This window comes from Pelotomaculum schinkii (assembly GCF_004369205.1).
In the GTDB taxonomy this organism is placed as follows: domain Bacteria; phylum Bacillota; class Desulfotomaculia; order Desulfotomaculales; family Pelotomaculaceae; genus Pelotomaculum_C; species Pelotomaculum_C schinkii.
Map to the genome: position 1 here is coordinate 284,507 of NZ_QFGA01000001.1, position 15,210 is coordinate 299,716.

At 47.6% G+C, this 15,210-nt stretch carries 16 protein-coding genes and 1 pseudogene; all 17 read left to right on the top strand.

Going from position 1 to position 15,210, the window contains the following annotated elements; all coding sequences use genetic code 11:
• Window positions 1–79: 79 nt before the first annotated feature.
• A complete protein-coding gene (locus Psch_RS01445) occupies window positions 80–805 on the top strand; it encodes a polysaccharide deacetylase family protein (RefSeq protein ID WP_243123920.1) in 726 nt (241 codons plus the stop codon).
• A gap of 79 nt (window positions 806–884) precedes the next feature.
• Window positions 885–2,021, top strand: a complete 1,137-nt coding sequence (locus Psch_RS01450; RefSeq protein ID WP_190238908.1) for a D-alanyl-D-alanine carboxypeptidase family protein — start codon at window positions 885–887, stop codon at window positions 2,019–2,021.
• A 63-nt stretch (window positions 2,022–2,084) separates the two neighbouring features.
• Entirely contained in the window at window positions 2,085–3,350 is a 1,266-nt protein-coding gene (locus Psch_RS01455) for a M16 family metallopeptidase (RefSeq protein ID WP_190238909.1), read from the top strand.
• A gap of 82 nt (window positions 3,351–3,432) precedes the next feature.
• The gene (gene dut / locus Psch_RS01460; protein ID WP_134217626.1) at window positions 3,433–3,897 is read left to right on the top strand and encodes a dUTP diphosphatase; all 465 of its coding nucleotides are present in this window, start codon (window positions 3,433–3,435) and stop codon (window positions 3,895–3,897) included.
• Between the two features lie 110 nt (window positions 3,898–4,007).
• Window positions 4,008–4,343: a hypothetical protein gene (locus Psch_RS01465; RefSeq protein WP_134217627.1), complete on the top strand. Its 336-nt coding sequence runs from the start codon at window positions 4,008–4,010 to the stop codon at window positions 4,341–4,343.
• A gap of 25 nt (window positions 4,344–4,368) precedes the next feature.
• Entirely contained in the window at window positions 4,369–4,644 is a 276-nt protein-coding gene (locus Psch_RS01470; protein WP_134217628.1) for a YlmC/YmxH family sporulation protein, read from the top strand.
• Between the two features lie 365 nt (window positions 4,645–5,009).
• Window positions 5,010–5,996, top strand: coding sequence for an SDH family Clp fold serine proteinase (locus Psch_RS01475; RefSeq protein WP_190238910.1), 987 nt, complete (start codon window positions 5,010–5,012; stop codon window positions 5,994–5,996).
• Window positions 5,997–6,012: 16 nt separating this feature from the next.
• Complete coding sequence (locus Psch_RS01480; RefSeq protein ID WP_190238911.1) at window positions 6,013–6,183, top strand: hypothetical protein; 171 nt, start codon at window positions 6,013–6,015, stop codon at window positions 6,181–6,183.
• A gap of 175 nt (window positions 6,184–6,358) precedes the next feature.
• Window positions 6,359–7,162 carry a 4-hydroxy-tetrahydrodipicolinate reductase gene (dapB, locus tag Psch_RS01485; protein ID WP_190238912.1) on the top strand — a complete coding sequence of 268 codons (804 nt, stop codon included), beginning with the start codon at window positions 6,359–6,361 and terminating at the stop codon, window positions 7,160–7,162.
• A gap of 102 nt (window positions 7,163–7,264) precedes the next feature.
• Entirely contained in the window at window positions 7,265–8,155 is an 891-nt protein-coding gene (gene dpsA, locus Psch_RS01490; protein WP_190238913.1) for a dipicolinate synthase subunit DpsA, read from the top strand.
• A gap of 27 nt (window positions 8,156–8,182) precedes the next feature.
• Window positions 8,183–8,773, top strand: a complete 591-nt coding sequence (locus Psch_RS01495; protein WP_190240186.1) for a dipicolinate synthase subunit B — start codon at window positions 8,183–8,185, stop codon at window positions 8,771–8,773.
• A gap of 86 nt (window positions 8,774–8,859) precedes the next feature.
• Window positions 8,860–9,879, top strand: coding sequence for an aspartate-semialdehyde dehydrogenase (locus Psch_RS01500; protein WP_190238914.1), 1,020 nt, complete (start codon window positions 8,860–8,862; stop codon window positions 9,877–9,879).
• A gap of 94 nt (window positions 9,880–9,973) precedes the next feature.
• Window positions 9,974–11,197 carry an aspartate kinase gene (gene dapG / locus Psch_RS01505; protein WP_190238915.1) on the top strand — a complete coding sequence of 408 codons (1,224 nt, stop codon included), beginning with the start codon at window positions 9,974–9,976 and terminating at the stop codon, window positions 11,195–11,197.
• 24 nt (window positions 11,198–11,221) lie between these two features.
• Entirely contained in the window at window positions 11,222–12,106 is an 885-nt protein-coding gene (dapA, locus tag Psch_RS01510; protein ID WP_190238916.1) for a 4-hydroxy-tetrahydrodipicolinate synthase, read from the top strand.
• Between the two features lie 353 nt (window positions 12,107–12,459).
• Complete coding sequence (locus tag Psch_RS01515; protein ID WP_190238917.1) at window positions 12,460–14,127, top strand: ribonuclease J; 1,668 nt, start codon at window positions 12,460–12,462, stop codon at window positions 14,125–14,127.
• Window positions 14,128–14,210: 83 nt separating this feature from the next.
• Window positions 14,211–14,325: pseudogene (locus tag Psch_RS01520) on the top strand (ATP-dependent Clp protease proteolytic subunit); the annotation flags it as partial.
• Between the two features lie 255 nt (window positions 14,326–14,580).
• A complete protein-coding gene (locus Psch_RS01525) occupies window positions 14,581–14,814 on the top strand; it encodes a hypothetical protein (protein ID WP_134217639.1) in 234 nt (77 codons plus the stop codon).
• The last annotated feature ends 396 nt before the right edge of the window (window positions 14,815–15,210 follow it).

Sequence of the window (15,210 nt, forward strand, 5' to 3'; positions counted from 1 at the left end):
AGGTTTTTTCATTTTTGAAAAATAATCTTACCTGTTTCAGCATAGGTTTTTTCAAGAATGGAATGGGGGTTTGAAAAAATTGAGGTTATTAATACTGTCTTCCGGTAGCAAAAAGACAAGGTCGAGCTTTTTTGCTCTGCTGGTCCTCATAGGTATGGCAGGGTATTTAATCAGTGCCTGGAAACAACCGGCCACCACAACCGGAGCGCCGGTTTACCAGGGCAGCGGCAAAGAAAAAAATGTCGCCCTGACCTTTAATGTAGTTTGGGGGGAGGAATATGTTCCCCAGATCCTTGAGGCGCTAAAGAAAAATAATGTGCCGGCTACCTTTTTTATCGGTGGACAATGGGCGGAAGATTTTCCCGCCTTAACCAGGCAAATTGTCCAGGACGGGCACGAAGTCGGCAACCACGGCTACTCACACCCTCATCCGGATGGAATTTCCCGCTCCGCGAACTTAGATGAAATTAAAAAAACTGAAACTGCGATCGATAATTCTTGCGGCATCAAGACTAAATTGTTCGCGCCGCCATACGGCGAGCGGGGTGACGCAGTATTAAAGGCAGCTGAAGATGCGGGATATCAAACTATACTTTGGAGTGTCGACACCATTGACTGGCAGCGACCTGAGCCCTCTGTAATTGTAAAACGGGTTGTTGAAAAAGCACACAACGGCGCCATCGTCCTGATGCATCCCACTGCCCCGACTGTCCATGCCCTTCCTGAAATAATCGGGGAACTAAAGAAAGAAGGGTACGAAATGGTCAAGGTTTCAATACTCCTTGAAGGCTTGAAGACAGAATGAAAGCGAATCGACCAACTTAAAACTAATAATCCGCCACAAAAATGGGAAACCTGATCGCGTGAAAAAGGTGGTCAAAAAAATGCGCCTGAGAAACCGGGCATTTCCATTACTGTATCCGGTCTTAATTATAACCATAATTATTTCTTGCTGCCGGCCGGCCTACCCGTCTGAACCCATACCATCAATTACTGCTGACGCCGCTATCCTGATGGATGCCGGAACAGGCCAGGTCCTCTTTGAGAAAAATGCCGGCCTAAAAAAACCCCCTGCCAGCACCACCAAGATTATGACAGCCCTGCTGGCTCTGGAGGGCGGGGATTTACAGGAAACTGTAACAGTAAGCCCCCATGCCGCCTCAGTAGGTGAAGCCAGCCTGGAGCTTACAGCCGGTGAAATGCTTACCCTGCAAGCCCTTTTATATGGCGCCCTGCTTGAGTCCGGCAATGACGCTTGTGTCGCCTTGGCCGAACACATTGGCGGCACAGAAGGAAATTTTGTGCTATTAATGAATCAAAAAGCAAAACTAATTGGAGCGGACTCTACCAGTTTCAAAAATACCAACGGCCTTCCAGCGGCAGATCATTACACCACGGCAAATGATTTAGCAACGATCACACGCTATGCTTTTCACAATCAGGTTTTCAAACAAATTATCGGTACCCGCAATATAATAATTGAGAGCAGTATGGGTACTCGTCATTTAAGTAATACCAACCGCCTGCTGTGGAGTTACTATGGGGCAGACGGCGTTAAAACCGGCACCACAGTGGAGGCTGGTTGCTGCCTGGTGGCGTCGGCTGCCAGGGATGGAAGAAAATTAATCAGCGTGGTGCTTAACAGTGATGATCGCTGGACAGATTCCATAAAATTGCTTGATTACGGTTTCGAACGGTTTGAAAGCTTGCGGGTAATTGACCAGGGCGCTGTGGTTGGAAGCGCCATGGTCGAGGAGGGTATAACTGACGAGGTTATGGCAGTGGCCTCTGACGAGCTTGACGTGGTCGTTCCCAGAGACGAGGAAGTCGCTTTGGAAAAAGTGGTTTCAATTGAAAGGCAAATAACTGCTCCGGTAGTTAAGGGTCAGCCAATCGGCAGAATTACAGCCAAGATTAACGGGGAAGTCGTTGGAAGCGTTGAGCTGGTTTCCGACCGTGATGTCGACAGAATGCCGAATTACCGTTTGTTTTGGGTAAAGAGGAATTTTTTGCCGATATAAAAAGGAATTATAATAAATTTAACGAATAGTTGTAGGATTGTACTTTGAGGAGGTTTCCACCATATGTTCCAGAAGGTAACATTAGATAACAACGTGCATATTCTAACTGAGGATATCCCCCACGTCCGGTCTGTAGCCGTGGGTTTCTTTGTAGATGTCGGCTCTCGCGACGAAGACAACGAAGTCAGCGGTGTTTCCCATTTTATCGAGCACCTTATGTTTAAAGGCACCAAACGGCGTACAGCCAAAGATATAGCCGAAACCCTGGATGCGGTTGGAGGCCAGTTAAATGCGTTCACGACTAAAGAATTCACCTGTTACTACGCGCGGGTTCTTGACGAATATTTTGACCTGGCTGTAGACCTTTTAAGCGATATGTTCTTTGACTCAAAATTTGAGCTCCGGGATATAGACAAGGAACGGAATGTTATCCTGGAGGAAATTAAAATGTACGAGGATGCTCCTGATGAACTTGTCCACGATATTTTTGCCGGTTCAATGTGGAAGAGCCATGCTCTGGGCCGGCCGATTATCGGAACAGCCGATGTAATAGCCGGCATATCCAGAGACAAGATTATGGATTACTACCATAAGTATTATAATCCTGCCAAACTTACCGTGGCAGTAGCAGGGAATATTGATCATGAGCGTGTTATCAGCAAGCTCCGCCCAATCCTTGAGCCAAAACAAGGCAACCCCACCGTGAGGAGGATGATCACACCTGCCCCGCACCGCGAGGTAATATGCCGCAGCAAGGAAACTGAACAGGTCCACCTGTGCATCGGTACTCCGGGCTTGAAACTGAACGACGACAATATTTATGTCTTCCAGGTTACCAACACAATTTTGGGCGGCGGCTTAAGTTCAAGGCTCTTTCAGGAAATCAGGGAACAGCGGGGATTGGTGTACACGGTTTATTCCTACCATACCTCCTACCACGATGCCGGCTTGTTCTGCGTTTACGCCGGATTAAGTAAAGAAAACATTGATGAGGTCATGGAACTGACCTTAAAACAGGTTAGGGACATTCAAGTCAACGGAGTAAATCAACAGGAACTACAGAGAGCTAAAGACCAGCTAAAAGGGAACCTGCTGTTAAGCCTCGAAAACGTCAATACCAGAATGAGCCGTTTGGGTAAATCACAATTATATCTGGGCAAGGTTATTCCACCTGAAGAAATTGTGGCCCTGGTAAACAAGGTGACAGCCGATGAAATACAGGAGCTTTCCAGACAAATGTTGAAGCCTGAAAATTTCTCACTGGCTGCTATTGGGCCATGGGAAGATTGTGGCAACCTGAAAAAAATCCTCACCGGATTGTGGGTCTGATGACATGAAAATCCTCTCCAAAAAGAGGATTTTTTTACGAACAAACCTTTAATTCAAACTAGTCGGATGGGGGACAAGAGCAATGGAACTTATCGCAAATATTCAGGTTAAAAAGCTTTCGGAGAAAGTTGGCAGGGATATTCCTTTTCCCCGTTACGCCACTGACGGCGCCGCCGGTCTGGACCTGCCGGCCTGCCTGGACTCCCCGGTGGTTATAGAGCCCGGTTCCAGAGTAGTGATACCTACGGGACTGGCGATCCAGATACCTTCCAGGTATATTGTCGGACTGGTATTCCCCAGAAGCGGTCTTGCCGCCAGGCACGGCATCTCCCTTGCCAATGCTGTTGGTGTTATTGACAGCGACTATAAAGGTGAAATACTTATCGCACTGATTAACCAGGGAGACAAGGAATACTTAATCAACCCGGGTGAGAGGGTAGCGCAGATTGTTTTTATGCCCGTTTTCAAGGTAAAGCTTGAGGAAACTGATACTTTGGACGACACCGTCAGGGGAACCGGTGGCTTTGGTTCCACGGGCCAGCTTTAAATATCGGCTGCTTTTGGTATTTTAACTATTTTTATAACAACAGGCAACCTGTTGTTTTTTTATTCATATTTCCTGCCTGTCCCAAATAAGATAGCTATGGGGTGAGGCGAATGTTAAGCGGGATAATTCTCATTATCGTAATCTTATTTCTGGTGAGTATATCAGTCCGGGAGCGTATCCTGCTGTACAAGTACCGGGAAAAGGATTGGAGCTCTATTGGTGAAGCAAAGTCAAGTCCTCTATCGCAAGCTCTGGCAAACCTGGTCGGGGTTGCCGGCGGCATTTATATTTCCCTGGTGGTTATAGCCACTTTTATGGAAGTTCAGCTGCCTGAGCGTATTTACCTGGGAGGGCTCAGCATGGAACCATTGGCTTTTGTGTCCATTTTAATGGCTGTCGCCCAACCATACATGCAAAGAATTATTAATGCTTGGAGAAGAATATAATTAAGATAATAAGGAGGACCTTCTAGTGCGGATGGGTGAACTTGCCGGTAAGGAAATTGTAAATTTATATAACGGGTCGCGTCTTGGCGTGGTGGGAGAATCCGACCTGATCCTGGACACAGAATCGGGGGAAATCCGTTCAATTATCCTGCCCAAGAAAAACAACCTGATTAATATCTGGATCGATAGACAGCACCTGGTTATACCCTGGGAAGCGATCAGAAAGGTTGGCGCGGAGGTTATTATTGTCGATTTAGATCAGACAAGTCCAAGTTACCAGCGATACAGCTCGAACTTTTAAAAACATCTGGGGTAGGGGGCAGGGGGTTATCCTCCGCTCTCTGCGCAATTCTACATTTCAGTAAGACAACATTACATCGACCGCATCTACAGACAGCCATGCGGTACCTACGCGCTATTTAAGCTTTTCTGCAAGCTATGCACGCGCTAAGGAACGCATCCAAGTGCTCCGTTCGCTGCGGATAACCCCCTGCCCGCAAGTCGGGTCTTTTTGAAAGCATTTCTAATATGCATTAACTAATCCTCCATGCTGGTCATGGAGTTTTTGTGTGCGTAGTTAAGGTCAAACTTAAATTATTTTGATTGTTATTAATCCAGGCTGAAATGGCATAATAAACGTGTTGACAAAATAACCGGAGGCGTAACATGGCCCGTGAACAAAGGGTTGCGTTAATCAAAAAAATATCTGAGCTTAGAGGTTCTAAACTGCTTTGCTATATCACCGGCGACCGTGAGAACGTCAACACCAGGATTGCCCCGGATGTTACGCCGGTCTTCTACAGGCATCTGGAAATGTTTGGTGAATGCAAGCAAATTGACCTGTTTCTGTATACAAGGGGGGGGGACGTCCTAACGCCGTGGCGTCTGGCTCATCTGATTAGAGAATATACCAATCGTTTTGCTGTTCTGGTGCCATTTCGTTGCTACAGCGCCGGAACTCTCTTGTGTCTGGGAGCGGATGAAATAGTGATGGGTAAAATGAGTGAACTTGGGCCAATTGACCCCAGCGTTGTGAATGCTTTTAATCCACAGGATCCCAATAACCCTGCTGCTAAGATTCCTGTGAATATTGAAGATGTCTATTCGTACCTTGCCCTGGCCGGTGAAAAAGCCGGTGTATGCAGCACCGACCAGCAGGTTAAGGCTTTTACCCTGCTGGCAGAACGTATTCACCCGCTGGCTTTGGGAAATGTGCACCGAAATTATCTGTTGATCAGGTCACTGGCTAAAAAAATGCTTGCGTTGCACCACTTGCCTCTGAAAGAAGGACGCATTGAACACATTGTGGACAATCTCACTGAAAAACTATATGCGCATAACCATATGATTTCCCGTCGGGAAGCTATGGACGAGATTAACCTGGCTGTATCAATACCGGACACAAGCTTTGAACCGTTGATGTGGTCATTATACCAGGACTACGCCGAAGAGTTGGCCTTGTCTGAGCCATTTAATCCGTCTGAAAAGCTTATAGGGGCCAAGACTGAATTTGAGGTGGTTAGCGGATACGTTGAATCGATGCAGGGCGCAGACGCTTTTGTTTTTTCGGGTGTGGTCGAAAAGCGTGATTTTCCCGAGGCCAGCCAGGTAAACGTAAGCATACTTAAACAGGGGTGGAAAACAATATCATAATGGGAGATGAATATGCATGGAAGAAAGCCGGACAGCCTTTGATAACAAGAAATTGCATTTTAATTATTATACAGATACCACAAAGTATTATCTTTTGACAGGCGGGTCTGGTTACCCGCTGGCTGATTTCGATTTTTCCAATATCCCTTCACTAAAGCAAACCAGCTTTGTAATACCTAAAAAATAGTGCATGCTTGTCTAATTTCATAAAACACAACACCGTCCTGACTGTTTCTATACAGGGCTATTTTGTTTTCAAGTCCTGAATTAATATTGACATAAACAATTATATATAAGAAAATTAATTTTAAAAGTCAAAGGGGTTTCTTCTTTCGGGATTAGCTGCTTAAAGGAGGCATACTATGATTAAAGTTATCGTCACCGGGGCTTATGGAAAGATGGGCCGTGAGGTGGTGAAATCGGTCCTGCGAACCGAAGATATAGAACTTGTCGGAGCAGTCGACAGTGTTGGTGAGGGTACAGATGTAGGTTCACTGGCCGAAGCAGGCAGTACAGGGATAATTATTGAAAAGGATCTTGAAGAAGTGCTGACGCGGGTACGTCCTGACGCAGCAGTGGACTTTACCGGTCCACATTCTGTTTACAATAACACGATGATCTACCTCAAGCACCGGGTCCGCCCGGTCATTGGAACGACCGGCTTAAGTCCGGAGCAAATCAATGATATTGTCGCATATTCGGAGAATCTGGGAGTAGGTGGATTAATAGCGCCCAACGTTGCTATCGGAGCTCTGTTGATGATGAAGTTTGCGGCAGAAGCATCCCGTCATTTCCCCCATGTTGAAATTATCGAACTGCACCACGATCAGAAACTGGATGCGCCTTCGGGCACGGCTATTAAAACGGCCGAAGCTATTATTGAACAGAGGGGTACGGAAATCCAGCAGGGTTCGGCAATGGAGGTTGAAAGATTGGCCGGAGCGAGAGGCGGAGAATTTGCCGGGGGTATACGCATTCACAGCGTAAGGCTTCCAGGGTTGGTGGCGCACCAGGAAGTGATCTTCGGAGGACTCGGCCAGACTCTGACCATCAGGCATGATTCAATAACCCGGGAATCTTTTATGCCCGGTGTATTGTTGGGTATTCGCAAGGTAATGCGTCTTGAAAGGGTGGTTTATGGATTAGACCGGTTGCTCTTTGAATAAAGACATCTAAATACGAGGTAAATGCAGGACAAGCACCTCCGTTTAACGGAAAACATATACTGTACTGTATTTTGGGGTAAACGTGTTTAGGGGGGCAAAACTATGCGGCCAAACCTTAAGGGGTTGAAGGTTGCCGTTATGGGCGGTGATGCTAGAGACCTGGTTATTGTGGAAGAACTGGCTGCTTCCGGAGCGCTGGTCAATGTTACCGGCCTGCCGGCCAAGGTGAAGCCGGGGGTTGCCGCCTTCCAGGAGCAGGAAGAGTGTTTGCATGGGATTAACGCCCTGGTTTTACCGGTACCCGGTATCAATGAGGACGGGCTTATATACGCCCCGTTGGCGGATCAGCCACTGACCCTGACCGAGCAACTGATTTCAATTATGCCCTCCAACATCCCGGTCTTTGTCGGGGTGGCCGGACAGAAGCTGGTAAGGTTAATGGAACAAAAGGAATTGCGTCTTATAGAACTAATGAAAATTGATGAGGTCGCAATTTACAATTCCATACCTTCCGCTGAGGGAGCCATACAAATGGCTATGGAGATGCTGCCCATTACTATTCACGGCTGCACAGCTTACGTCCTTGGCTTTGGCAGAACCGGCGCCACGCTGGCGCGCCTGCTCGGCGCCATGGGGGCAAAAACACGGGTAGCGGCAAGAAGGAAAGAACCCCTGGCACGTATTGCTGAGATGAACCTTACCCCAATACCGTTTGACCAAATGTCAAAATCCCTGAGAGAAGCGGATGCCATTTTCAATACTGTCCCGTCTATGGTCCTGACGGGTGAAATACTGGAAAATGTATCACCTGAGGCCGTAATCATAGATCTTGCATCGGCTCCAGGAGGTACAGATTTCCAGGCGGCTAACAAACTCGGGATTAAAGCAGTCCTGGCGCCGGGGTTGCCCGGTCGTGTCGCGCCCAAGACGGCAGGCCGTATACTGGCCAGGACCATACTCGGGTTTCTGGCGGAGGAGATGGCCGGCAGGTAATTGGTTTCGGTTTCGGAGGTGCTTATGATGCGTTTAAAAGGGGTTAAAGTGGGATTTGCCCTTACGGGTTCTCACTGCTGTCTTGCTGATGTAATACCGCAGTTGCGTATTCTGGTTAGTGAGGGCGCTGAAATATTACCGATTATCAGCCAAACGGTTGATACTACCGATACCAAATTCGGCGCCAGTAACACATGGAAGGAAGAAATAAAAGATATAACCGGCAGGGATGCTATTACGAGCATGGTGGACATTGAGCCGATCGGGTCACAAAAACTTCTCGATATTTTGCTTGTAGCTCCCTGTACAGGCAATACTCTGGCCAAACTGGCAAATGGAATCACTGATGGGCCGGTCTTGTTTTCTATCAAAGCCCAATTGAGAAACCAGAGGGCGGTTGTTCTGGGCATATCCACTAACGATGGCCTCAGTATGAACGCGAAGAACATCGGACTCTTGCTTAACGTAAAGAACCTCTATATGGTACCATTTGGGCAAGACAACCCAACCAGCAAACCAAATTCACTTATGGCCAAGTGGGATCTGATTACTGAGACGCTCCTCGAGGCTATGAGAGGCAAGCAGTACCAACCGTTATTGTTAGGATATCATCCATAGGTTCAAAAAACCGGTATGATACCTGACCGCAACCCGGCACGTTCTTATAAAACATATGCATTTAAACTGTATTTGGAGGGGTATATTTGAAGAAGTTCAATGTAGTTATCGTTGGGGCGTCCGGAGCGGTGGGCCAGGAATTGCTCAAAATACTTGATGAAAGAAATTTCCCGGTCGGCGAATTAAGACTTTGCGCAACCTCACGCTCCGCAGGTAAAGTTATGCTTTTCAAAGACCAACCGTATCAGGTGGAAATCACTACACCTGACTCTTTCAACGGAATGGATATAGCTCTGTTCGCAGGGGGCATTGCAAGCAAGGAATTTGGATCTGCCGCCGTTGAGCGTGGCGCAGTCGTTATCGACAACAGCAGTAATTACAGAATGGATCCGGCAGTTCCGCTGGTGGTACCGGAAGTTAACCCCGAAGATGTAAAATGGCATCAGGGTATTATCGCTAACCCAAATTGTTCAACCATACAGCTGGTGGTTGCATTAAAACCAATACATGACGCTGCCAAAATTAAGAGGGTGGTGGTAGCAACATACCAGGCGGTGTCTGGAGCGGGACGCGAGGGTATTGAGGAACTTACGGGGCAGACCAGGGCTGTGCTTGATCAGGGTGAAATAACCCCAAAAATTTTCCCTTACCCTATAGCCTTTAATTTAATTCCTCATATAGACGTCTTTATGGATTTGGATTACACCAAAGAAGAATGGAAAATGGTCAAGGAAACCCAAAAAATCCTGCACGATGACGCTATTGCCGTAACGGCCACCACTGTACGGGTACCGGTCTACCGCAGCCATTCGGAAGCTGTTAATATTGAGACGCACCGAAAAATAACTGCTCAGGAAGCAAAGCGTTTATTTGAAAGTTTTCCGGGTATTGTAGTTATTGACGACCCCGGCGCCAAGCTTTACCCCATGCCTTTGTTTGCTTCCAACCGCGACGAAGTTTTTATCGGTCGCATCCGGGAGGATAATTCAATCCCCAACGGCTTAAACATTTGGGTGGTAGCGGATCAAATCCGCAAAGGGGCCGCTACAAATGCTGTCCAGATTGCGGAGTTGCTTGTCGAATACGGATGTTTGATGAATAATTAATGCCTCAAACTGTCATTCTCTACTGAAGCCCGCAGCAGCGTCATGGCGCCAATCGACCGGTGTCGAGGTTGAAGGCTGAAAAGGAGATTGTTTAATGAGATTTATTGTCCAGAAGTTTGGCGGCACCTCCCTGGTGAGTCAGGATAAACGGGATATTGCTGTATCCAGGGTGATCCAGGCTAAACAGGAAGGCTATGCCCCGGTTGTGGTGGTGTCTGCCATTGGACGCGCGGGGGATCCTTATGCCACCGATACCTTGCTCTCCTTTGCGTGCAGCGGCAATACAGAGCTTGCTCCCCGTGAGAGCGATCTACTAATGTCATGCGGTGAAATTATTTCGGGTGTAATTATGGCGGCAACCATCCAAAAAACGGGTTGCCCTGCTGTATTTCTTACCGGCTCACAAGCGGGTATTATTACCGACTGTGAATACAATGAAGCAAGAATATTAAGGGTTGAACCCGAGTATATAATGAAACATGCTTCTGCTGGGAAGATTGTGGTTGTGGCGGGATTTCAGGGTGTTACGCAGCAAGGGGAGATTACGACCCTTGGCCGGGGGGGGAGTGACACTACGGCGGCTGCGCTGGGTGTGGCTCTTGATGCTGCCTGGGTTGATATTTATACCGATGTCGAGGGAATAATGACGGCGGACCCAAGAATTGTAGAAGACGCCTTGCCGCTGGAAAATGTTACTTATAACGAAATCTGCCAGCTGGCTCATGAAGGGGCCAAGGTAATCCACCCCAGGGCAGTTGAGATTGTTATGCAGAAAGGAATCCCTTTGCGGATTAAATCAACCTTCAGCGGCGGGCCGGGTACGCTGGTAACCTCACAGGGTGAAATGCAAAATGGCTCCATTGATATTACCAGGGACCGGACAGTGACCGGCATTACCTATATTTCAGATATTACCCAGATAAAAATAATAGCCGATACTATTACGGATAAAATTGATTTCCAAAAAAAAATATTCAAGAGTCTGGCACTGGCCGGGATTAGTGTGGATTTTATTAACGTGCATCCCGATGTAATATTGTTTACTGTTAAAAACACAGACGTTTCGAAAGCCGTACAGGTTCTGGACAATATTGGTATCTCCCCGCAGGTGCTGCCTGACTGTGCCAAAATTGCAACCGTAGGCGCGGCAATGACCGGCGTACCTGGTGTGATGGCAAAAATCGTTGAGGCGCTCGCCCGGGAACAAATCACGATCCTGCAGTCCGCTGATTCTTATACTACTATTTGGGTGCTGGTTAAAAAGGAAGACATGGAGAAGGGCATTCGCGCTCTTCACCGTGAGTTCCGGCAACAATGAGTAAAACAAGGAAGGTGAACAGAATTGAATGTGGATTTTGGGCGGATCTTGACCGCCATGGTCACGCCTTTCCATAAGGACTTGAGCGTCAACCTGAGCCAGGCCAGGAAGTTAGCGCGCCACCTGGCTGCTTCCGGTTCGGACGGGCTGGTCATAGCCGGAACAACAGGGGAGTCGCCGACACTTACTAAGGACGAGAAGGTAGAACTCTTCCGGGCCGTGGTGGAAGAGGTAGGAGGAAAGGCCGTTGTTTTGGCTGGAACAGGCGGCAATTCAACCGCGGATAGCATTGTGTTAACCCGGGCAGCCGAAAAAGTTGGTGTTGACGGGGTAATGCTGGTAGTCCCGTATTATAATAAGCCATCTCAGGAAGGGATTTACCAACACTTTAAGACTCTGGCAGAGAGTACCGACCTTCCTGTAATGATCTATAACATACCGGGCAGAACAGCTGTAAATCTGCTGCCTGCAACCGTGGCCAGGCTCGCTGAAATTGACAATATTGTCGCGATTAAGGAAGCCAGTGGCAGTATGGATCAGGTCAGTGAATTACGCAGGCTTTTGCCGGACAGTTTTGCGATTTACTGCGGCGATGATTCTTTGACCCTGCCAATGCTGGCGCTGGGCGGGAAAGGTGTTATCAGTGTGGCATCGCACCTGGTGGGACCCCGTTTGCAGGAACTGGTTAATGCGTTTACATCCGGAAACACCACCCTGGCCAACGAAATTCACCTCGAACTGTTCCCCCTCTTTAAAGGTTTATTTATCGCCACCAACCCGGTTCCAGTAAAAACCGCCTTGAATTTGAAGGGGTGGCAGGTTGGAGCAACACGCCTGCCTTTAGTGGAAGCAACCTCGACAGAAAAATCAGCTATCAAAGAACTTCTGGAAAATATCAACCTTTTTTAAGCGCCAACCATCGTTGATAATCGAGTGTGCCAACTAAGGGGATAGAAGAGGAGTTGCTTATTAAAACGCAGCTCCTTTTTATGTATGATATGCGGTTTTTTGGGGGAAATTATGCTCTGGCCTATTTTGAGAGATTATTTGCTGCAATATCAGGCTCTTGGCTGTTAACATTATGTTTTAAATTTTGTTGTTATTGGTAATAAAATATAGTACAATTATATTTGAGTGTTTTTTAACTGTGCGGATTTCCCGGGAGCGGTCTAATTATATATTTCCCCACCTTCTCCTGAATTATCTCACCTGTTGCAAACGTGAAAAGGATTTTTTTTTGGAAATGGTTAGGAGGTGTGGATTTGTCAAAAGAACCTAAATTGTCCCTGATACCCCTTGGCGGGTTAGGGGAAATCGGCAAAAACATGATGGCGGTGAGATTTGGGGAGAAAATTTTAGTTATTGACTGCGGTTTAATGTTCCCTGAAGAAGGTATGTTGGGGATTGACATCGTTATTCCGGATATTACCTATCTTTTGGAAAACAGGGATTCCGTCCTCGGAATTGTGCTTACCCACGGTCACGAGGACCATATCGGCGCCCTGCCGTATGTGCTGCGCCAGCTAAATGTACCGGTTTACGGGACCAAACTCACTTTGGGGCTGCTGCATGGTAAACTGAAAGAGCAAAATATGATCAGTGAAACCATTCTGCACACGGTAAAACCGAGAGATGTGGTACAGGTTGGTCCTTTTAAAATCGAGTTCATCAAAGTATCACACAGCATTCCAGACGCAGTGGCGATTGCTGTGCATACACCGATTGGCGTGGTTTTTCATACCGGCGATTTTAAAATTGACCAGACGCCGGTGGACGGTCAGGTAACTGATTTTCAGCGCTTGGCTCAGCTGGGTGAAAAAGGCGTGTTGGTCTTACTTTCCGACAGCACCAATGCGGAAAGGCCCGGTTATACCATGTCCGAACGTTTTGTCGGAAACACTTTTGATGAAACTTTTCGCCTGGCAGCCGAAGACAGGATTATCATTGCCACTTTTGCCACCAACGTGCACAGGCTTCAGCAGGCCATTCAGGCAGCATACAAGCACAACCGCAAGGTTGCTGTGGTGGGGCGGAGCATGGTCAATGTGGTCAGCGTCGCCACCGAACTGGGATATCTGGACATCCCCGACGGTATCATGATCGAACTTGAGGAGGCTAACCGCCTGCCCAAAAACAGGGTTGCGATCCTTACCACCGGAAGCCAGGGTGAACCAATGTCGGCTTTGACCAGGATGGCCCTTTCAGACCACCGTCAGGTAGAAATTTTACCTGGCGACACCGTTATTATTTCGGCTACACCGATACCCGGCAACGAAAAGCTGGTTGCGCGCATTATCGACCAGTTGTTCAAGCTTGGCGCCAAGGTAATTTACGAGTCAATGTCCGGCATTCATGTCTCCGGCCACCCGAGTCAGGAGGAATTGAAGCTCATGATTAACCTGACCCGGCCGAAGTTCTTTGTCCCTATCCACGGCGAATACAGAATGATGATCAGGCATGCCGAACTCGCCAGGGACGTAGGGGTTTCACCGGAGCACATTTTTGTGGGGGAAAACGGCCAAATATTGGAATTCACTCGTCGCTCGGGCAGAGTCGCCGGCAGAGTCGCTGCCGGAAAGGTGCTTGTCGACGGGCTCGGTGTTGGAGATGTAGGGAATATTGTCCTCAAGGATCGTAGAATGCTGTCTCAGGACGGTATCCTGATCGTAGTGGTCACAATAAACCGTGAAACAGGGTTAATCATGGCAGGTCCCGATATTGTCTCAAGGGGATTTGTCTATGTCCGGGAATCCGAAGAACTGCTCGAGGAAGCAAGGATGAGAGTAAAAGCATCATTAGAAAAATGCACTTGCAAGGGAATCTCCGAGTGGTCCTCAATGAAGTCTCAGGTAAGAGACGTTTTAGGAAAGTATTTATTCGAAAAAACCAGGAGAAGGCCGATGATACTGCCAATTATCATGGAAGTTTGAGGAAAGGTTATAGCTTAATGTTTTAATAAAGAGCGCCGATGCCGTTATTCGCGGCTTTTGGCGCTCTTTTCTTTTATTAGGGGACTGTCGGCGGGAATGTTGAAGCCGGGTCTGGCCATTGCCGAAATGATAGCCAGTATGTCCAAGCCGACTATTTCGGTTGTCCTGGGAGGTGGCCACTCTATCGGCGTCCCGATTGAGTCCTTGTCACTACCCTATAGAAAAAGCCAGGAATACCAAGGCTTCGAAGTTATTTTAAAGGCTCTGAGCTCAACAAGTTAGGAGCCTTTTTTTAGCCTTATTCGCAATGGTTGTTTTTCCCCCGCAGGGTGTATTCCGATGAAAAAATTTTTAACATGGAGTGCAGAGCACGGTATGGTATAAATCATAATGCAGGAAAAACGAGGTTCTCGTGGAAATACTTATTAAGGTGATTGTTGGGAGTTGGTAGATATGGATAATGAACAATTCCAAAGGCTTGTGCTTGACCAACTGAAAATGCTTACGGAGGGCCAGAAGGAACTCGGACAAAGCGTAAAAGCACTTGAACAAGGTCAGAAGGTGCTTGAACAAGGCCAGGTAGAAATTAAAAATGAGCTTAAGTATATTTGGGCTGACATTAAGAAGATCGACAGCCGGCTTTCCACTCAGGAAGAAGAAGTAGGCATAATAAAACGCCTAAAATAGGGACGTAATTAAAATAATATCAGGAGAGTGATTTTGGTGTTCAAGAGATTGTTCGCACTTGCGGCAGTCTTTCTTTTTTTGACTGCCGTGCTGCCGGCCGTCGCCGGACAGCTCATCTAAAAAGGGGACAGGTCCCTTCTCCCACAACAATCCTATTATTACGAATCCCTGAACAGGCTGACCAAACTCAAGTTTGACAGTTAAGAGCTTACAACAACCTGAACAGATTGACCACCTTCAGCGCCGACGGCAAGAGCTACAGCTACGAATACTACGGCGACGGGATGCCCAAGGTCGTCAACTATCCCCAGCTGGCCACCTTCACCGCCAACGGCCAGACAGACCTACAGCTGTGATGCCGTTACTTGCGGCTTTTGGCGCTCTTTCTTTTTATTA

What these genes read in the sequence shown, in the direction of transcription:
- Psch_RS01475 (WP_190238910.1), top strand. Translation starts at nt 5,010, where the DNA reads ATGGCCCGTGAACAAAGGGTTGCGTTAATCAAAAAAATATCTGAGCTT.
- dapG (WP_190238915.1), top strand. Translation starts at nt 9,974, where the DNA reads ATGAGATTTATTGTCCAGAAGTTTGGCGGCACCTCCCTGGTGAGTCAG.
- Psch_RS01525 (WP_134217639.1), top strand. Translation starts at nt 14,581, where the DNA reads ATGGATAATGAACAATTCCAAAGGCTTGTGCTTGACCAACTGAAAATG.
- Psch_RS01465 (WP_134217627.1), top strand. Translation starts at nt 4,008, where the DNA reads ATGTTAAGCGGGATAATTCTCATTATCGTAATCTTATTTCTGGTGAGT.
- dut (WP_134217626.1), top strand. Translation starts at nt 3,433, where the DNA reads ATGGAACTTATCGCAAATATTCAGGTTAAAAAGCTTTCGGAGAAAGTT.
- Psch_RS01480 (WP_190238911.1), top strand. Translation starts at nt 6,013, where the DNA reads ATGGAAGAAAGCCGGACAGCCTTTGATAACAAGAAATTGCATTTTAAT.
- Psch_RS01450 (WP_190238908.1), top strand. Translation starts at nt 885, where the DNA reads ATGCGCCTGAGAAACCGGGCATTTCCATTACTGTATCCGGTCTTAATT.
- Psch_RS01455 (WP_190238909.1), top strand. Translation starts at nt 2,085, where the DNA reads ATGTTCCAGAAGGTAACATTAGATAACAACGTGCATATTCTAACTGAG.
- dpsA (WP_190238913.1), top strand. Translation starts at nt 7,265, where the DNA reads ATGCGGCCAAACCTTAAGGGGTTGAAGGTTGCCGTTATGGGCGGTGAT.
- Psch_RS01495 (WP_190240186.1), top strand. Translation starts at nt 8,183, where the DNA reads ATGCGTTTAAAAGGGGTTAAAGTGGGATTTGCCCTTACGGGTTCTCAC.
- dapB (WP_190238912.1), top strand. Translation starts at nt 6,359, where the DNA reads ATGATTAAAGTTATCGTCACCGGGGCTTATGGAAAGATGGGCCGTGAG.